The following is an 18,365-nucleotide window of genomic DNA, read 5'->3' on the forward strand; positions in this document are numbered from 1 at the left end:
GGAAGGGGGGCGTGGTGAACGCGTTGGTCCATCTCATCGTCATGCTCGGGATGTTCGCGGTGATCCCGCTCGGGCTCTCACTCATCGACGGGCCGGGGGTGGCACGCGTCCGGCGGTGCTGGCCGCCCGCCGCCGTCGCCGGCTCGGTCGCGCTCTGGCTGCCACGCGGCCCGGCCGCCACCGCGTGCGCCGCGGTCTATGCGGCGGCCACCCTGGCGCTCGCCGCGCAGGCACCCCGGCGGCTCGCCCGCACCCGTTCGCTCGTACCGTCCGAGATCGCGGTCCTGACGGCGCTGGCCACCCCGGCCGTCGCCGGTCTCGCCCTGGTCGCGGAACGCGCCGGGCACCGGTTGTTCGGGTTCGGCCTCGGCATCCTGGCGCTGACCGTGCCGCACTTCCACTTCGCCGGTTTCGCCGCCGCGCTGATCGCGGGGCTGGTCTGCCGGCACAGCGGTGGCCGGGCGGGCCGGATCGCGGCGCTCAGCGTCCCGGTAGGGACCCTGATGGTGCTCGCCGGATACTTCGTCGACGACTGGGCGGAGCTGGCGGGCGCACTCGTCCTGACCACGGGGATGTGGCTGGTGGGCCTGCTGACCTGGCGCGACCTCGCCACGACGGGAGCCGGCCGGACCACCAGGACGCTGCTGGCCACGTCCGCCGCGGTCCTCGTCGCGACCATGCTGCTCGCGCTGTGGTGGGCGGTGGGCGAGGCGACGGGGCTGGCACACCCGTCGCTCGGCTGGATGGCCGCCACCCACGGCCTGGGCAACTCCCTCGGCTTCGCCCTCTGCGCCCTGCTCGCCCACCGCCGCCTGCGCGCCACGCCACCCGCCCCGATCCCCACCGCCCCCAAGGAGCGCATCGCATGAACGACCTCAGCTACCCGGAGCTCCACGGCACCCTGCGCAGCCCGCTGCCGGCCGGCTACCACCATCTGCACGTGGAGATGCCGATCGGGCACGGCCGCGCGGACCTGGCGGCGGCCGGCGAGGCCGTCACCACCTTCCGGATGCACCGTGCCGCCGGCGTCGGGATCCAGGCCGACGCCCCGCGGGCCGCGGTGGGGGTGGCCGTCGAAGTGGCGCTGGGAGTCGGGCCGCTGCGGCTGCTGGCGCCGTGCCGGGTGGTGTGGACCGTGGACGAGGAGGACCGCATCGGCTTCGGCTACGGCACCCGCGAGGGCCACCCCGAGGTCGGCGAGGAGACGTTCGTGGTGGAGCTGCGCGCCGATGACTCGGTGTGGTTCACGGTGACCGCCTTCAGCCGGCCGGGCCGCCTGTACACCCGCCTGGCCGGACCGCTCGTCCCCGTCCTCCAGCGCCGCTACACCAAGCACTGCGGCCGCACGCTCCGGAAGCTGGTCCGGGGCGCGACAACCTCCCCTTGATCTCCATACATCCACTCCGCATTCATCAAATCTTCACCACCACCCCTGGTGCCCGTGAGAGAAACCAGGCATGTGTGAGGACGAACTGATCCCGCCTCAGGCGGACATGACCGAGAAGCAGTGGCTACGGGCCGGATCGGACGCGGCGGCCGGGGGGCCGCCGATGCGCACCACGGGGCGCGTGCCCCAGTTCGTGAACCGCCGGACCCTGCTGGGCGGCGCCGTCGCCGGAGCGGCGCTGGCGGTACTGCCGACGGGGGCGCAGCCGCCCGCATCCGCGGCCACCCGAGCGGGTGGCGCGGCAGGGGCCTTCCCGTTTCCTGAACACCCCAACGGCAAGGGCGAGTTCGCCATCCTGGTGACCGGTGACGCCGGGACCGGTGACGAGGCGCAGTACGCCGTGGCGGCCGCCGCCCGGGATGTGTGCCGGGCGGAACAGATCGGTCTGGCGGTGGGCCTCGGCGACAACATCTACGAGAACGGCCCGGAGTCCGACCACGACTCCGAATTCCAGGACAAGTTCGAGAAGCCCAATGCCGGGATCGACGTGCCCTGGCTGATGGTGCTCGGCAACCACGACTGCTCGGGGCTGATCCCGGGCAGCGGTGGCGACCCGTCCCGTGGTGACCGGGAGGTCTCCTACGCCGCGACGTCCCGGCGCTGGCACATGCCGAGCCGCTACTACAGCGTGCCGCTGCCGGCCGCCGAGCCGCTGGTGGAGTTCTTCGCCATCGACACCATCCCGTGGTCGTCGTATGTGGCGCAGCTCGACCCGCACTACCGCTGGGACGGGCCCTACATGCGCGAGCAGCGCAGCTGGCTGGACGGGGCGCTGGGCGCGTCGCGGGCCCGGTGGAAGGTGGTGCTGAGCCACCATCCGTATCTGAACAACGGCAAGCACGGCAGCGCCGGTTCCTACGACGGTTTCGAGATCGGGAACTACACCAGCGGCATCCACCTCAAGGAGATGTACGAGGAGGTGGTGCTCGGGCGGGCGGACCTGATCCTGTCCGGGCACGATCACACCCTGCAGCTGCTGGAGCCGACGGCGCGTACGGGCGGGACGCGGCAGGTGGTGTGCGGCGCGTCGGCCAAAACCGAGGACGGCAAGGCCCACTTCGGGCATCCGTCGGCCTGGCAGGACTTCGCCGCCCATGGGTTCATGGTGCTGAAGGTGTCCCGTGCGGGGCTGACCATCGACGCTTACACGGTCGATGTCGCGACCCGCAAGGCCACGCTGGCGCACCGTACCCAGCAGCGGAAGCCGGTCGCGGCGGGCGCGAAGGCGCCCGCGCACGCCTGAGCCCCTGCGCGGCCCCGGGTGCGCGGTCCCGGGACGGGCGCGGGCCCGTCCCGGGAAGTTCAGCGCCGTGTCACCGGCCGCTGTGTCACTGCGGATAGCTCACGAGGTCGGCGACATTGCTGTTCGCGTCCGAGGGGCCTCCGGTGGTGTTGATGACGTGGTGGATGGTGCCGGCGCCGCCGAGCGAGACGGTCACCATGTCGTGGAAGCGCACGCCGGGCGTGTCCGGGACCTCGAAGGCGTGCTCGGCGGCGACATCGCGGTTGACGTTGAAGAAGCAGTAGCTGCCGAGCCCCCACGCCTCGTGGTCCTTGACGTCGTCGCCGACCTTGTACGCGGCGTATCCCTGGGTGCCGCCGTTCATCCAGGAGCCCTGGTCCGGCGGGTCGTAGGGCATCTCGTTCTGGTAGAAGTACGTCCGCCCGCGCTCGCCGTTCCAGACGGTCTGGTGCTTTTGGTAGTGCTCGACGAACAGGCCGTACATGGTGACGTCGTCGCCGTTGACGGTCAGTCCGTTGGCGGCGGTGTTGGTGTTCCAGCCGACGCCGTCCCCGTGGTCGGCGCGCCAGATCCAGGTGTGGTCGCCGATGACGTGCGAGCTGTTGACGACCAGGCTCGTGTCGGCCTTGCCGGGGCCCGCGCCACCGACCCGGAAGAACACATCGTGCAGCGACGTCGGGTCGTCTGCGTGGTCGGCCGAGGAGTCCTGGGGGCCGACCTCCATGAGGGACGGCGAGCTCTTCGTCCCCGCGTCGATCAGCAGGCCGGCCAGCTTCACCCCGTCGACGTCGGCGACGGACACGGCGGTGACGCCGTTGTCGGGGATGAGGGTGGCCAGGCCCAGGCCCAGCACCACCGTGTCCGGCTCGGTGATCTTCAGCGTCCGGTCGAGGTGGTAGACGCCGGGCGTCACCAGCAGGTGCTTGCCCGCGGCCAGCGCCGAGTTCATCTGCTCGGCACTCGTGCCGGGCTTGACGATGGAGAAGTCGCTCAGCGGCAGTGAACTGCCCTTGGGGGCGCCGCCGGACCAGCTGGTGCCCTGCGAGTCCTTGCGGACGTCGGGCACGAACACCTTGTACTCACCGGCGTCGTCGACATACAGGAACGGCTTCTCGCGGGCGACCGGGGTCTTGTCGACGCGGGTGTAGGGCGGCTTGGGGAAGTCTCCGGCCGGGGCGTTCTCGGCGCCGACGAAGACCATGTTCCAGTTGGAGCCGGACCAGCCGCCCCATTCGGTGTTGCGGGACAGCCACTGCTGCTGGGACCCGGAGTTCACCTGGCCGTCGACCTTGCTGTCCGCCAGCAGCCCGCCACTGGACCAGCCGCCGTCGTCCAGCGCCAGGTCGCCCTTGAGGTGCATCCGGCGGTACGGCGCGGCCTGGGACACCGCCCAGCGGTCGGCACCACCGGTCGGGGTGACGGCGAGGTTCTCGGCGGAGCGCCAGAAGTTCTGGGTGGCGTTGCCGTCGAACCAGTCGGCCTCGGCGTGCACCGCGCCCTTGATGTCGGTGTCGTCCGGGGAGAGTCCGAGCCCGGCGATCTGGGTGTAGAAGCCGATGTTGGCGTCCACGTCGTAGGAGCCCGGCTTGAACAGCAGGGCCTTGCGGGCGTCGCCGAACTGGGCCTTCTCCTGGTCCTTGAAGACGCCGTCGACGGCGCTCTGGATCTCCTCCTTGGGCGTCGAGGGGTCGAAGATCTGGACGTTCGGGCCGAGGTCGGGGTCGGCCGCGGCGGCGTCCGCGTGCGGCAGGGCGAGAGCACTGCCGCAGGCCGCGACGAGGACGGCGAGGACGGTGACGCGGCGGGGCACCCGGGCTCTGCGGTGGCCGGCGGCGAATCGGAGCTGCACGGGGTTCTCCTTCTCAGCCCGTGTACCGGGCGAAGATCTTGCTGAACTGCCAGGGCTGCTGGTCCACTCCCGAGCAGGTGTCGTCGTTGGGGTAGGCGCCGGGGCAGGGGCGGTCGCGGTTGACGGACCAGAAGGCGAGCCGGGCGAGGTGGTGCTCCTGGGCGTAGCCGAGGATCGCCTCGAAGTCGCCGGTGGTGACGCGCTCGTCCATGTCGGTGATGCCGTTCATGGACGAGAGTCCGCTGTGCCGGTAGGCCTCGTCGTCGCTGTAGCCGTAGGCGTCCTTGACCTGGTTCTTCAGGCCGTCGGTGGCCTTCTTGGTCAGGTCGGCCATGTTCTTGCCCGCGCCGCCGAAGTCGAACGGCATGATCGTCCAGCCGTCGACCTCCAGCCCGGAGTCGGCGGCCCGGCCGATCATGCTGCCGTCGGGGCCGGACTGATCGCTGGGGAAGGTGACGTAGACGGCGAGGCCGGAGTTGGCGGCCTTGACCTTCTTGAGGGCGTCGATGGTCTTCTGCTGGATGGCGGGGTCGTTGTAGGCGTCGCCCTCGATGTCGACGTCGAGGGCCTTGAGGCCGTACGCGTCGATGACGTTCTGGTAGGCGCCGGCCAGCGCGCCCGCGTCAGCGCAGGACTGCTCCAGCTTGTTGCCGCTCGCGCCGCCGAAGGACGGCACCACATCACCGCCCTTGGCCCGTACGGCCTCGACGGTCTTCTGGTCGGATCCGCCCTTGAGCGGCCGGCCGCCGTCCCACTGCGGGTCGCAGCCGCCCGCGTCGAGAACGAAGGCGAGGGTGAACCAGCCGGTGCCGGTGGCGTCCATCACCTCGCCGGGGTCGGGCGGGTTGCCCCAGCCGTTGTAGAGGTAGGGGGCCACGGCCTGGGGCGCTGCGGCGGCCACGCGGTGCGGCGCGGAGGCCGGGGCGGTGGTGGCCTGGGCCGCCACCGTCGTGCCCAGGGCAAGGCAGGCACCGATGCCGGTGGCGACGCGCCAGGGGTGTCGGAGGTGCATCTCGATCAGCTCCGCTCTCGGAGGTGGGCGGCGGTGACGGGGGCGTGCGCGGCGGTTCGGGGGGCGCCGCCGGCCGCTCCCTTCCAGGTGAAGGTCGCCGACGCACCGGCCGGCAGGTCGTAGGCGGCGTGCTGTCCGCCCCAGTTGATGTCCGCCTTCTGGGTGCTGCCGGTGTCGTTGTAGGCGATCAGCACCTTGGATCCGTCGGGGTTCCGCCACGCGACGTTGGGGACCGAGGAGTTGGCGGTGGAGCCGATGCGCAGGGCGCCGGGTTTCACGAACTTGGTGAGGTGGCCCATCGTGTAGTACTCGACGGTGTAGTCGACGGTGCCGTGTGCCCCGTCACCGTTGTGGACGGTGATCAGGCCGGTGCAGGTGCCGCAACCGCCGTAGTGGGGACCGCCGTTCTGGTCCACGGCGAGGGACCATTTGACCCAGCTGCTGCCCCAGTTGCGGGTGTAGTCGATGAGGTTGTGCATGTCCTCCTTCTGCTGGTTGGCGATCCACCGGCCGCCGGAGTGCTCGGTGTCGTACGCGAGAAGATCCGGGTACCGGTCGTGCACCCGGCTCTGTTCGGCGACGTCACCGCCGTAGCCGTGCCAGGCCATGCCGCCGAAGTTGGGGTGGCTGCGGATGGCCGCGTCGTCGACGGTGGGCGCGGCGAAGTCGGCGTACTTGTCCCAGTTCCAGTCCAGGGCGAGGACCTTGCTGGTCAGGCCGGCGTTCTTCAGGGCGGGCAGCAGGTTGTTCTTGGTGAAGTAGGCGAGGCCCGAGCCGTTCCACTGCATGGACGGGTAGCCGGAGCAGCAGGTGGGCTCGTTCTGCACGGAGACGTAGTCGACCGGCATGCCCTTGTCCCGGTACGCCTGGAGGTACTTCACGAAGTACTGGGCGTAGGCGGCGTAGTACTTCGACTGGAGCCAGCCCTGGTCGAGCTTGTCGTTGTCCTTCATCCAGGCCGGCGCGCTCCACGGCGACGCCATCACCTTGACCGCCGGATTGAGCTGCCGGGCCTGCGCGGTGAGCGGGAGGATGTCGGCGAGGTCGTGCTCGACGGAGAAGTTCTTCAGGTCGGGGTCACTCTGCCCGGCGGGCATGTCGTCGTAGGTGTAGCCGAAACGGGCGAGGTCGGAGGCGCCCATCGGGTTGCGGACGAAGCCGAGCCCGATGCCCGCCTCGGGGTCGAAGAGCTTCTTCATGACCGCGTCGCGGGTGGCGTCGCTCAGCGCGCCGCTGCCCTTCAGCAGCCAGGCGGCGGTGTCCGTGAAGGAGGCGCCGCCGCCCTCGAACCTCTGGTACGTCTTCGACTCATCGACGGTGATGTTGCCTCCACCGCCCGGCGCGAAGCTGATCGGGTCCTGCTTCTCCAGGCCCTTGTCGACCTGCCGGCCACCGGTGTCGGAGGTGGTGGTGAGGTGGACCTGGACCTGTTCGGCGGCGGTGTCCGGGCTCGCCTGCGCCCCGGCTGCCGCACACAGCGGCACGAGGGCTGCTGCCGCTGCGGCGACCGCGCCGGTCACGGCCCGGCGGACTCTGCGGGATCTCATCGTGGGGGGGTGCCTTCCTGTGGCGAGGGCAGGCAGGCGCGCACGCCTCATCCCGCCCTGCGGGCCGGTGCACCCACGGCCCCTGCTCCTGCTCCCGGCCGGTGTCATCACGGCCGACTGCTCGGGCACATGGTTCGGGAGTTGAACGGGCCGCGTCAAGAGTCCTGCACCAGATGGGAGGTGGACGGCCGCGCGTGGCACCGCGCATACAACCTCTGAACGCGGCCTTGACGCAGGGAATCGGGGCGCCGCCGCCGGGCACGGGAGCGGTCGCAGAAGTCGCCAAGGCCCCCGCCCCGGGCTCGCCCCCCACCGCCGCCGCCCCGTCACCCGTCTTCCGTAACGCCCGATACCGCCCGGAGCACCGGGAATGCGGGCCCTACCGGCCCCGCATAGGGTGACCGCATGGCCGCGTTCCGGTGGATACCGGCCCTCGGCCCACGGCCCGCGACCGCGGCTCGGCGGCTGCCGGCCCCGTCGTCGGGAGCGGCTGCGACGACAGGCGGAGGCACAGCGCGTGACAGGGCAGAGCGGACCGTCGCACGAGGGCTATGACCCGCGTACCGACCGGGACCCGCGCCGTGTCGACGAGCACGCCCCCGGTGTGTCGCACCACGAGCCGATCGGCCTGCGGCGGCGGCTCTCCCTCAACCGCATGGGCACCTTCGACTGGGACCTGGACAAGGGGTTCATGAACCTGGACCCCGGGGCGCTGGAAGTCTTCGATCTGCACGCGGACGAATACGACGGCGCGCCGCTGTCCCTGGTCGCCCGGGTCCCTCCGGAGGAAGGCCTGCGGCTGGACGCGGCCCTCTCCCAGGCACTCCAGGACGGCTCCTCCTCCTACGGCGCCTACTTCCGGGTCCAGGGCCGGGACGGGACGCTGCGCTGGACGCACTCCCAGGGCCGGATCCTGCACGACGAGGGCGGGATGCCGTACCGGATCATCGGCATCGTCCGGGAGGCCTCCGGCGAGCTCGCGGATTCCGCGCTGCTGCGCACACTCCAGCAGGAGCGCCAGCGGCAGACCCTGATGGTGCAGCAGACCACCGCAGCGCTGGCCCGTGCGCTGTCCGTCGCCGATGTGACCCGGGTGCTCACCGGCACCGGAGGCGCCAAGCGGTTCGGCGCGGACGCGCTGGTCCTGGGGCTGGTCGCGAACGAACGGTTCGAGGTCATCGCCACCGTGGGCCTGGAGGGCGAGGTGCCCCAGGACATGATGAACTCCCGGCTCGACGACACCCTGCCGCTGTCCGACGCGGTGCTCTCGCGGCGGCCCGCCTTCCTGGGCACCCGGGGCGAGCTGATCGCCCGCTACCCGCGGCTGCGCCCCTACACCGACATGCTGCCGACGGGCAGCGCGTCCTTCCTGCCGCTGGTCGCGCAGGACACCGTCATCGGCGCGCTGGCGCTGCTCAGCGCCGAGCCGTCGGTGCAGTCGACGGAGACCCGGAACCTCGCGCTGGCACTGGCCAGTGTGGTCGCGCAGTCGCTGCAGCGGGCGACCCTCTTCGACCAGGAGCGGGAATTCGCCACCGGGCTGCAGGCCACGATGCTGCCGCGCCGGGTCCCGTCCATCACCGGCGGCGAGGTCACCGTCCGCTACCACCCGGCGAGCGTCGGCCGGGACGTCGGCGGCGACTGGTACGACGTGATTCCCCTCCCCCAGGGGCTGACCGGGCTGGTGGTGGGCGACGTCCAGGGCCACGACACCCATGCGGCCGCCGTGATGGGGCAGTTGCGGATCGCGCTGCGCGCCTACGCCAGCGAGGGGCACTCACCGGAGACGGTGCTGGTGCGGGCCTCCCGCTTCCTGGCCGAGCTGGAGACCGAACGGTTCGCGACCTGCACCTACGTCCAGGCGGACCTGGAGTCCGGGGCGCTGCACGTGGCGCGGGCCGGCCATCTCGGCCCGCTGATCAGCGACAGCGCCCGGCACATCTACTGGCCCGAGACCCGCGGCGGACTGCCGCTCGGTGTGGCCACGGCGTTCGGGCGCGACCACTTCCCCGAGACCCAGCTCTTCCTGGAGCCCGGCTCGACGCTGCTGCTGTGCACCGACGGCCTGGTGGAGCACCCCGGCCGGGACATCACCACCGGCATCGACGCGCTGTCCGCCGCGGTCCGCGCCGGGCCCGGCGACCTGGAGGCGCTCGCCGACCAGATCTCCGACCACCTGTGGGCCGAACCCGGCTCGGAGGACGACATGGCGCTCCTGTTGCTGCACCGGCTGCCTCACCCCGGGACCGCCAGCAGCCCGCGCCTGCGGCTGCACGTCCACCAGGCCGACCCGTCGGGCGCGTCCGAGGTCCGTACGTCGCTGCGCCGGACGCTGGACCAGTGGCGGGTGGGCGACGTCACCCACGATGTGGAGGTGGCCGCCTCGGAGCTGATCGCGAACGCGCTGACGCACACCGAGAGCGGTGCGCTGGTCTCCGTCGAGCTGCTGCCCGGGGCCCCGCGGCGGATCCGGCTGGAGGTCGAGGACCGCTCCAGCCAGTGGCCGCGGCGGCGCAGCCCCGGCGAGACGGCCACGTCCGGCCGGGGGCTGATGCTGGTGGAGGCTCTGGCGGACCGCTGGGGCGCCGAGCCGCGCGGCTCGGGCAAGGCCCTGTGGTGTGAGTTCGATGTACCGGACGGCGCGGGCCCGGCGTGATCCGTACGAGGGACCCGGGCGTTCACAAGGGCCGAACCGACCAACCTGGCCGTCGGCCGGCTCGACCTGATCGGAACGTACACCCTGAGTCCGGCGGCGGAAAAGCCGCCGGACCGGACGCGTTCAGTCCTCCGGGCCGTACCAGACGGTGGTCATGTTGCAGAACTCGCGGATGCCGTGCCCGGAGAGCTCCCGGCCGTAGCCGGAACGCTTGGCGCCGCCGAACGGCAGGCCCGGGTGCGAGGCGGTCATCCCGTTGAAGAACACCCCGCCGGCCTGCAAGTCCCGTGCCAGTCGGGCCTGTTCGTCCGGGTCCCGGGTCCAGGCGTTGGAACTGAGCCCGAACGGTGTGTCGTTGGCGACCGCCAGCGCCTCGTCCAGGTCCGCGACGCGGTAGAGCGTGGCGACCGGCCCGAACGCCTCCTCCTGGTGGATGCGCATCTGCGGGGTGATGCCGGACAGCACGGTCGGCTCGTAGAACCAGCCCGCCGGATGCTGCGCCGGGCGCCGGCCGCCGCACAGCGCCGCGGCACCCTGGTGCACCGCGTCGTCGACGAGTTCCTCCAGGTCGGAGCGGCCCTGCGCGCTGGCGAGCGGTCCGACGTCGGTCTTCTCGTCCATCGGGTCGCCGACGGTCAGCGCCGCCATCGCGTCGGTGAAGCGCGCGGCGAAGTCGTCGTAGACATCGCTGTGCACGATGAAGCGCTTGGCGGCGATGCAGGACTGGCCGTTGTTCTGGACGCGAGCGGTGACGGCGGTGCGGGCGGCCTTCTCGATGTCGGCCGACGGCAGCACGAGATAGGGGTCGCTGCCGCCGAGTTCGAGGACGGTCTTCTTGATCTCGTCGCCGGCGGTCGCGGCGACGGCGCGGCCGGCCGGTTCGCTGCCGGTCAGCGTCGCCGCGGCGACCCGCGGATCGCGCAGGATGTCCTCGACGGCGCCGGAGCCGATCAGCAGGGTCTGGAAACAGCCCTCGGGGAAGCCCGCCCGGCGGAACAGCTCCTCCAGGTAGAGCGCGGTCTGCGGCACGTTCGACGCATGCTTGAGCAGCCCGGTGTTGCCCGCCATCAGGGCGGGCGCGGCGAACCGTACGACCTGCCAGAGCGGGAAGTTCCAGGGCATCACGGCGAGCACGGTGCCGATCGGCCGGTAGCGCACCACGGCGCGTGTCGCACCGGAGTCGTGGACGTCGGCGGGGTCGGGGTGCTCATCGGCGAGGAGTTCCTCGGCGTGGGTGGCGTACCAGCGCATGGTCTTGGCGCATTTGGCGGCCTCCGCCCGCGCCTGGGCCAGGGGTTTGCCCATCTCGGTGGTCATCGTGCGGGCGATGCCGTCCAGGTCGGCGTCGAGCAGCTCGGCGGCCTTGAGCAGCAGCGCGGACCGGTGGGCGAAGGTCGTCGTGCGGTGCTCTTGGAAGGCCCGGTCGGCCCGGACCAGACGGTCTTCGATCTCTCCGGCGTTGAGCGCGTCGAAGGTCTTGAGCGTCTCGCCGGTGGCCGGGTTGACCGTGGCGATGGCCATGGTGCGGCACCTCCTTGGATGCGGTGGCGGATGGGCGTCCCGTGGTGTGTCCGAAACGCCCTAGGACAGCGGTGAAGGCTCCGGGGACGGGTCGGGGACCGGATCCGGGTCGGGGCCGGGCGGCCGCGGCACCGGGCCCGGCTCGGGCGGTCCGGGCGCGGGCGCCGGCTCCGGCGGTACCGGCGCGGGCGTCGGCCCGGGGAGCGGGTCGGGCACGGGGCCGGGACCTCCGGGGTCCGGGGGCGGCGTCGGTACGGGATCGCGGTCCAGGGTGCCGGGTCGCTGCATGGGGTGTCGCGGCTGCACTGCGGGCCTCCAGAATCGGATGGCTGATGGCACGTGGCCCCTGTACCCGAGTTTCGCCCGTCCATGGCCCGTACGCACGACGGATTACCGCCGGACGGGATGCGGACGGGCCACGGGCGGGGCGGTGCGGACGACGGGAGCGGGCGCGCGCCCCTGCGGGATGACCTGTTCGGGAGGCGCCCGGCCGGCTCGCACGGCCTAGATTGCGACCATGTCCATGACGCGTACACAGAGGATCACGAAGAGGTCCGAGCAGCCGGCCGGGAACAGGACCAGGGCCAGGAACCGCGCCGGGAGGGCCCCCGCCGCGCTGCTCGCACTCGCCCTGCTCACCGCGCTCGCCACCCCCGCCGCCGCGGCCACCCCGTCCCCCGCCGACCGCATTCCGCTCCCCTACCGCATGGCCGACACCGGCGGCGGCGATCAGCTCCTCACCGCCCGAGCCGCCGGCACGGATGCCACCACCGGGACCCTGACCTGGTGGCAGCGGCACAACGGCCTCTGGCGGAAGGCCGGTTCGGCTCCCGCCCGCTTCGGTTCCGGCGGGCTGACCGAGGGCACCACCCGGGTGCAGGGCACCTCGACCACCCCGACGGGGCTGTACGACCTGCCGTTCGCCTTCGGCACCGGCCGGGCGCCGGCCGGCACCACGACGCCCTACCGCCGGGTCGGCCCCGACTCCTGGTGGTGCGAGGACAACGCCTCCACCTCGTACAACCGCTGGGTGGACCCCCGGCCGGGCGACTGCGCGGCCGCCGAATCCGAGCGGCTGGCGGACTACCCGACGCAGTACAGCCGGGCGCTGGTCGTCGGGTTCAACTACCGGCGGCCGGTGCACGGCCGGGGTGCCGGGATCTTCCTGCACGTCAACGGGAAGGGCGCGACGGCCGGCTGTGTGTCCGTCCCGGCCGGCGCGATGGCACGGATCCTGTCCTGGGTACGGCCCGGACAGCGTCCCCACCTCGCCATCGGCACGGCACACGGGCCGACGTCGCTCACCCGCTACTAGCGCACCCGGCGGAAGTCGGCTCAGTAGCCGTCGTACCCCGCCTCGTGCAGCACCGAGGTGACCCTGCGGGTGACCGTCGCGGCGCTCTTTCCGGCGGCGATCAGTTCACGCATGGCGGTGACGAAGAGAGCGTCGTCCTTCCGGTCCAGGGCGCGTTGGCAGTCCTGGCTGCCCTTTTGCGCCTGGGTGCCGAGCGCCTGCCAGGCCGCCTGGGCCGTCGGGTCCGGGACCCTGAAGTAGGCGCCGTTCACCCAGCCGGCGATCCTGCCGAAGTCGGCGCAGGTGGGCCGGAGTTTGGCCAGATCGGTCAGCTGCGTGTGCCGGGTGTCGACGGCCGCGCGGAGCACGCCCCGGAGGTAGTCGTAGTCGGCCGTGGCGTGGTTCAGCAGGTAGTGGCCGCCGAGGCGGTGCCAGGCGTGCACCTGACGTTCCCGGGTCTCGGCGGACACCGACAGGGCGGGGACATCCGACCACTGCCGCGTCCACTGTTGCGCGGTGGCCGAGTCAGGGGTCATGGTGTGCCACTTGGCCAGGTACCTCGGCTCCACCACCGCGATTCCCAGCGCCGCCACGGCGAGCACGCCCGCCACCCGGCGCACGGGGAGGCGCCGGCCCGCAGACCGCCCACCGCGCCCGGTCCGCTCCCCCGGCGCCTCCCCGGCCGGCCCCGCCGCCCGCGTCCGCTGCGGCCGGGCGCGCCGGCCGAGAGATCCGGCCGCGGCCACCAGGAGGGCGATGATCGCGGCGAGTACGAAGGTGCCGTTGACCAGGCGCGGTAGCGTCCACTGCAACAACTGCCAGGCCGGATGCCAAGTACAGCTGCTCGCCAGGGTGTCGAGCGGCCTGACACAGCCGTCCGCGGAGACGAGCACCAGCATCCCCGCGACTCCCAGCAGCGCCGCCGTTTCCGCCGCGATCAGGGTCCCGGCCAGCCTGCGGCCGCGGCCGGTCCGCACCGCCGCAACGACCGCCGCCACCGCCGCCGGCCCCACCAGCGCCATGAACATCCACGTCAGGTAGCGCACTTCATAGAGACCACCGCGTTGCAGCGGGCCGGGTTGCGAGGTGTGCAGGTAGGCCTGCACCGCCACGAGGAGGAGCCAGCTCGCCGCACCGCCCAGCAGCCCCGGCCACAGCACACGGCGCAGCGACGGCATCGGCTCCCCGGCCGGAGCCGCCCGGTCACCGCTGCCGGGCAGCGCGCCGGCCACCCAGCGCGGGGTCTCCGCGGCGCGGCCGATCGCCCACGCCGCCAGCGGCACCACCCACAGCGCGGCGATCGCAGCGGGAATCAGCGGTGCGGCGACGAAGCCGTTCAGCACCGGCCATACGGCGGCGACGGCCGAGACCACCGCCGACCGCATCCCGTCGGCGCCCGGGGAGACGCCGGCCGGGTGGCCGGTGTCGGAGCCGGGGAACAGTTGGAGGAGGAGTTGGCGCATGCCGGTACCGCTGTAGGAGGTGCCGGCCGCCCATGCCGTCCCGTCCATGGTCCACCAGGCGAACCACGCGGACAGCACCAGCGTGCCGGACAGCAGGCCGATCAGCAGCGGCGGACGGAGGGAGCGCCCGCGCCAGGTACTGGCCCACAGATGGGCGCACTGGGTGACCCACCAGGCGAACGCGACCCCCGCGACGACGACCAGGACGAGCAGGGCGGGCCGCCTCGGCAGCCATTCGTAGCCGCCCATGCCGTATCCGGTGAGCAGGCCGCCGACGCCCATCCCGGCACCCAGCCACAGCCCCGCCCGCACCCCGGAGGGCACCGGGCTCCCCGTCAGGACGGCGTAGGCCACCGTCCGCCACAGTGCCGTCCCGATCACCCCGGCGACCAGCGCGGCGGGGGCCAGCGAGACCAGTTGGATCCGCCACAGGTTGTAGAGCTCGTAGGTCGAGAGGTAGGCCAGCAGGTGGACGTTGACCATCGTCGCCGCGGCTCCGGTCAGGAACATCGGCAGCGCGCGGGCCCCGAACAGGGGCGCCGGATCCGCCAGGGCGTCACGGCGCTCCTCCCACCGCGGATGGGTGCCCCAGTGCCGCCGCAGCGAGCCGAGCGCGCGCCGGAGGCTGCCGCCCGCCGGGGCCCGGGGGGTGACGTCCCATCCGTGGGGGTCCGCGCCCCAGCGCACCGCCGCCAGGTCCGCGTAGACCTCCCGGCTGCGCAGCACGTCCGAGCGCGCGAGGTAGACGAGGGCGACGGTCAGGGCGGGGAGCAGCACGCCTCGGATCAGGGACGGGGCGTGGGTGGACCATGTCCACCACTTGAAGGCGCCGTAGACCTGGGTGCTCACCCAGGCCAGGTAGGGCACGATCACCAGGGTGAGGAACACCCGCCACATGGCGACGGTGCTGTAGGTGACGGTGAGGTCCCGGTTGGCGATGTGGGCGAACTCGTGCAGCAGTACCGCCCGGAAGCGCTCCGGATCGCTGCGTCGGCAGGCGAGCAGGCCGCCGTACAGGCACACGGTCGGCCGGCGGTTGCGGCCGAACACCACCGCGCCGGTGGAGATCTCGGCCCGGTCCACGACCACCCAGGGGAGCCGGTCCAGGCCGGCGGTCTCCGCCAACCCGGCCAACAGGGTGCGTAGTTCACCGTCCCTGTCCACCGAGTCCAGCGGTACGGCGCGGTTCCGCCGGGCCTTCCAGACCGGCAGGAGAACGAACAGCAGCGCTGCCGTGAGAGACAGCAGGACCGGCCAGCCGTAGATCTCCCACAGCGGGGGCGGGGGTGCGTACTTGGCGATGCAGGCGCGGTAGGCGATGGCCTGCCCGAGGGCGTTGAGCGCGGAGGCCATGTCCCCGGCCGTGTCCGGGTCGATGCCCGCCGCGAGTTGGCAGCCCACCTGGTCCGTGGTGCGCAGGTCTTTGATGACCGGAAGCATCATGGCGCCGCTGGCGGCGAGCAGCAGAACCACCAGCATCGCGAAGCGCACGGTGGTACCCGCGCCCATCGCCCGTTCGTCGATCCGGGACCGGGGCCCGGACATGGCCATCGGGGGCTAGTCCTGGGGGGCCCGGTCCGGCCTGCCGGGGTCCGGCGTATCCGGCTCGGCGAGCGACAGCCGGGCCACCACCGCGTCCGCGACCTCCGCGGCCCGCCCGGCCGGAAGACCCCGCTGCGCGGCGGTCTCCAGCACCAGACGCCGCACCTCGACGAGTTGCTCGCGGGTCAGCGGGGGCACCGTGACCGGCGCCTGGTCCCGGCGTAACATCCGGCGCAGCACGGCGGTTGCCCCCTTCGCCGTCCTGCCCAGGGCGGCGTCCGCGAGGCGCCTGCCCGCCTGGTCCAGCGCCAGCCAGACCACCGGCGTGACCAGCACGGCGATCTCGCCCATGCCGAATCCCAGCGGCTCGCGCCGCTGCCGACGGCCGGTCAGGCGCCGGACGGCGGCGGCGTCGTCGAGGTGGAACAGCCCGTCCACCAGCGGGAGTTCATCCGGTGCCAGGTCGGCGACCACCCCGCGGACCAGATGGCGTACGCGGATGCCGCTGGACGAGCGTGCTTCTGAACCCATGTCATCCCCCCGAGGGTCCGGCGCCTTCCGCACTGACCGTGTCAGCCGATGACACTGTGGCACGGAATGCGATCGCTCAACAGCGGGCCGGTGGAACACCCCGCCCGGAAGGCGCGCCGACTCCGGCCATCCCCTCCTACCGTCCGCCGGCGACCGCTCCGGCGGTGAGCGGGAAGTGGCAGGCGACCCGGTGGCCGGGGGTCTTGGGCTCGGCGGGCGGCGGCTCGGTTGTCGCGCACAGGTCCGTGGCGATCGGGCAGCGGGTGCGGAAGCGGCAGCCCGACGGGGGTGCGGCGGCCGACGGCGTCTCACCGCCCAGCGGGGTGCCCGCCGGCGCGGCGTCCGGGTCCGGCACGTTCACCGTGTCCAGCAGCCCCCGGGTGTACGGGTGCAGCGGGCGCGCGAAGACCTGCTCGACGGGGCCGGTCTCGACGAGCTTGCCCAGGTACATCACGCCGACCGAGTCCGCGAGATGGCGCACCACGGCCAGATCGTGCGAGATGAAGAGGTAGGTGAGCCCCTTGTCCCGCTGGAGATCGCGCATCAGGTTGAGGATCTGCGCCTGTACGGACACATCGAGCGCGGAGACCGGTTCGTCGGCGACGACGAGGGCGGGCGCCAGCGCGAGGGCGCGGGCGAGGCCCAGCCGCTGGCGCTGGCCTCCGGAGAACTCGTGCGGATAGCGGTCCACCGCCCCCTGCGGCAGCCCGACGTCCTCCAGCAGCCCTGCGATCCGGCGCCGCTGTTCGGCCTTGTCGCCGATGCCCTGGACGACCAGCGGTTCCCGCAGGACGGCGCCCACCCGCATCCGGGGGTCCATGGACGCGTACGAGTCCTGGAACATCAGCTGCACCTGGCGGCGGTGGGCGCGCAGTTCCCTCCGGGTGAGGGTGCCGATGTCGCGGTCGGCGAAGTGGATGGTGCCGGCGGTGGGGGGCTCCAGGCCGACCACCATCCGGCCGAGCGTCGACTTTCCGCAGCCGGACTCCCCCACGATCCCGAAGGTCTCCCCGCGCCGCACCGTCAGCGAGATCCCGTCCACCGCGCTGACCTGCGCGGCCGCGCTCCGGCGGGCGAAGGGGCCGCCGTGCAGGGGGTAGGTCTTGGCGACGCCGGCCAGGCGCAGCAGCGGCTCCGCGGTGCGGGCGGCGGGCGCGGCCGGTGCGGGCGGCCGGACCTCGGCGACCGGGTCACTGCCGGGGGCGGGGTCCGCCGGGTGGAAGCAGGCGAAGGTGTGCGGGGCGCCGCCGCCGGCGCCTGCTTGCAGGTCCGGTTCGCTGGTGCGGCAGAGGTCGGTGGCGAAGCCGCAGCGCGGTGCGAAGCGGCAGCCGAGGGGGCGGGTGACGAGGGACGGCGGCAGGCCGGGGATGGTGGCCAGCGGCCGCGCGTCGGTGCCGCCGGCGGGGGCCGCATCTCCCGGCGGGAGGTGCGGCAGGGCCGCGAAGAGGGCCTGGGTGTAGCGGTGCCGGGGCGTGGCGAACAGCGACCGTACGGGGGCGTGTTCGGCGATCCGTCCGCCGTACATCACCGCGACCCGGTCGACCCGGCGGGCGATCACGCCCAGGTCGTGGGTGACCAGGATCATCGCCATGCCGAGGCGGGCGCGCAGCTCGTCGATGAGTTCCAGGATCTGGTGCTGGGTGGTGACGTCGAGCGCGGTCGTCGGTTCGTCGGCGATCAGCAGGCGGGGTTCGCAGACCAGCGCCATCGCGATCGCGACGCGCTGGCGCATACCGCCGCTGAGCTGGTGCGGATGCTGGCGCATCCGTTCGGCGGGGCGCGGCATGCCCACCAGCCGCAGCGTCTCCTCGGCCTTCGCCCAGGCCTGCGCCTTCGTGAGCCGGGTGTGCAGCAGCAGGGGTTCGGCGACCTGCGCGCCGATGGTGAGGGTGGGGTTGAGGGAGGTCAGCGGGTCCTGGAAGACCATGCCGATGGAGTGGCCGCGGATGTCTTGCAGGACGGGTGCGGGGGCGGCGGCGAGGTCGATGCCGTCGAAGAGGATCCGGCCGCCGGTGACGTTGCCGCCGCCCGGGATCAGCCCGAGGACGGAGAGCGCGGTCATGGTTTTGCCGCAGCCGGATTCGCCGACGATGCCGAGGGCTTCGCCGGGCGCGAGGTCCAGGTCGATGCCGTCGAGGGCGTGGACGGTGCGGCCGCGGCCGGCGATGTCGACCCGCAGGCCGTCGATCCGCAGGAGCGGTTCGGTCATGGTGTGGGTCCTCGCTTCGGTTCCACGCGAGGGGGGTCGATGCCCTCGCTG

11 protein-coding genes and 1 pseudogene are annotated in these 18,365 nt (G+C 72.7%); 5 read left to right on the forward strand and 7 right to left on the reverse strand.

Annotated features, from left to right (window positions below; translation table 11 throughout):
* The first annotated feature begins 14 nt into the window (after positions 1-14).
* The 3 genes from ACIRQ7_RS11680 to ACIRQ7_RS11690 all read left to right on the forward strand — a co-directional run bounded on the left by ACIRQ7_RS11680 (position 15) and on the right by ACIRQ7_RS11690 (position 2,690).
* Positions 15-869, forward strand: coding sequence for a YndJ family protein (locus ACIRQ7_RS11680; protein WP_404261843.1), 855 nt, complete (start codon positions 15-17; stop codon positions 867-869).
* Entirely contained in the window at positions 866-1,387 is a 522-nt protein-coding gene (locus ACIRQ7_RS11685; protein ID WP_404261845.1) for a DUF1990 family protein, read from the forward strand. The genes ACIRQ7_RS11680 and ACIRQ7_RS11685 overlap by 4 nt, the downstream gene beginning before the upstream one ends.
* A gap of 70 nt (positions 1,388-1,457) precedes the next feature.
* Positions 1,458-2,690 (forward strand): metallophosphoesterase, encoded by a 1,233-nt coding sequence (locus ACIRQ7_RS11690; RefSeq protein WP_404261847.1) that lies wholly within the window; start codon positions 1,458-1,460, stop codon positions 2,688-2,690.
* A gap of 85 nt (positions 2,691-2,775) precedes the next feature.
* On the opposite strand, the gene ACIRQ7_RS11695 is transcribed toward ACIRQ7_RS11690, so the two are convergent.
* The 3 genes and pseudogenes from ACIRQ7_RS11695 to ACIRQ7_RS11705 all read right to left on the reverse strand — a co-directional run.
* Positions 2,776-4,539 (reverse strand): coagulation factor 5/8 type domain-containing protein, encoded by a 1,764-nt coding sequence (locus tag ACIRQ7_RS11695; RefSeq protein ID WP_404261849.1) that lies wholly within the window; start codon positions 4,537-4,539, stop codon positions 2,776-2,778.
* 13 nt (positions 4,540-4,552) lie between these two features.
* Complete coding sequence (locus ACIRQ7_RS11700; RefSeq protein ID WP_404261850.1) at positions 4,553-5,551, reverse strand: chitinase; 999 nt, start codon at positions 5,549-5,551, stop codon at positions 4,553-4,555.
* Positions 5,552-5,604: 53 nt separating this feature from the next.
* Positions 5,605-7,098 (reverse strand): annotated as a pseudogene (locus ACIRQ7_RS11705) (glycoside hydrolase family 30 beta sandwich domain-containing protein); the annotation flags it as partial.
* 517 nt (positions 7,099-7,615) lie between these two features.
* On the opposite strand from ACIRQ7_RS11705, the gene ACIRQ7_RS11710 reads away from it, so the two are divergent.
* Positions 7,616-9,754 (forward strand): SpoIIE family protein phosphatase, encoded by a 2,139-nt coding sequence (locus tag ACIRQ7_RS11710; protein ID WP_404261851.1) that lies wholly within the window; start codon positions 7,616-7,618, stop codon positions 9,752-9,754.
* Between the two features lie 123 nt (positions 9,755-9,877).
* Here ACIRQ7_RS11710 and ACIRQ7_RS11715 read toward each other — a convergent pair whose 3' ends face one another.
* The gene (locus ACIRQ7_RS11715) at positions 9,878-11,275 is read right to left on the reverse strand and encodes an NADP-dependent succinic semialdehyde dehydrogenase (RefSeq protein WP_401466671.1); all 1,398 of its coding nucleotides are present in this window, start codon (positions 11,273-11,275) and stop codon (positions 9,878-9,880) included.
* Positions 11,276-11,792: 517 nt separating this feature from the next.
* Here ACIRQ7_RS11715 and ACIRQ7_RS11720 point away from each other — a divergent pair.
* Positions 11,793-12,590, forward strand: coding sequence for a L,D-transpeptidase (locus tag ACIRQ7_RS11720; RefSeq protein WP_404261853.1), 798 nt, complete (start codon positions 11,793-11,795; stop codon positions 12,588-12,590).
* Between the two features lie 20 nt (positions 12,591-12,610).
* On the opposite strand, the gene ACIRQ7_RS11725 is transcribed toward ACIRQ7_RS11720, so the two are convergent.
* The 3 genes from ACIRQ7_RS11725 to ACIRQ7_RS11735 all read right to left on the reverse strand — a co-directional run bounded on the left by ACIRQ7_RS11725 (position 12,611) and on the right by ACIRQ7_RS11735 (position 18,314).
* Complete coding sequence (locus ACIRQ7_RS11725) at positions 12,611-15,583, reverse strand: M48 family metallopeptidase (RefSeq protein ID WP_404261855.1); 2,973 nt, start codon at positions 15,581-15,583, stop codon at positions 12,611-12,613.
* Positions 15,584-15,589: 6 nt separating this feature from the next.
* Positions 15,590-16,105: a hypothetical protein gene (locus tag ACIRQ7_RS11730; protein ID WP_404261857.1), complete on the reverse strand. Its 516-nt coding sequence runs from the start codon at positions 16,103-16,105 to the stop codon at positions 15,590-15,592.
* Between the two features lie 136 nt (positions 16,106-16,241).
* On the reverse strand, positions 16,242-18,314 hold the full coding sequence (locus ACIRQ7_RS11735; RefSeq protein ID WP_404261859.1) for a dipeptide ABC transporter ATP-binding protein: 2,073 nt from the start codon (positions 18,312-18,314) through the stop codon (positions 16,242-16,244).
* Positions 18,315-18,365 lie beyond the last annotated feature (51 nt).

This window comes from Streptomyces sp. NPDC101393, from assembly GCF_044767385.1.
GTDB lineage: Bacteria > Actinomycetota > Actinomycetes > Streptomycetales > Streptomycetaceae > Streptomyces.

Bases quoted from the DNA above. Each gene is read 5' to 3' on its own strand.
- ACIRQ7_RS11735 (WP_404261859.1), bottom strand. From the start codon at position 18,314: ATGACCGAACCGCTCCTGCGGATCGACGGCCTGCGGGTCGACATCGCC.
- ACIRQ7_RS11715 (WP_401466671.1), bottom strand. From the start codon at position 11,275: ATGGCCATCGCCACGGTCAACCCGGCCACCGGCGAGACGCTCAAGACC.
- ACIRQ7_RS11730 (WP_404261857.1), bottom strand. From the start codon at position 16,105: ATGGGTTCAGAAGCACGCTCGTCCAGCGGCATCCGCGTACGCCATCTG.
- ACIRQ7_RS11700 (WP_404261850.1), bottom strand. From the start codon at position 5,551: ATGCACCTCCGACACCCCTGGCGCGTCGCCACCGGCATCGGTGCCTGC.
- ACIRQ7_RS11685 (WP_404261845.1), top strand. From the start codon at position 866: ATGAACGACCTCAGCTACCCGGAGCTCCACGGCACCCTGCGCAGCCCG.
- ACIRQ7_RS11725 (WP_404261855.1), bottom strand. From the start codon at position 15,583: ATGGCCATGTCCGGGCCCCGGTCCCGGATCGACGAACGGGCGATGGGC.
- ACIRQ7_RS11720 (WP_404261853.1), top strand. From the start codon at position 11,793: ATGTCCATGACGCGTACACAGAGGATCACGAAGAGGTCCGAGCAGCCG.
- ACIRQ7_RS11690 (WP_404261847.1), top strand. From the start codon at position 1,458: ATGTGTGAGGACGAACTGATCCCGCCTCAGGCGGACATGACCGAGAAG.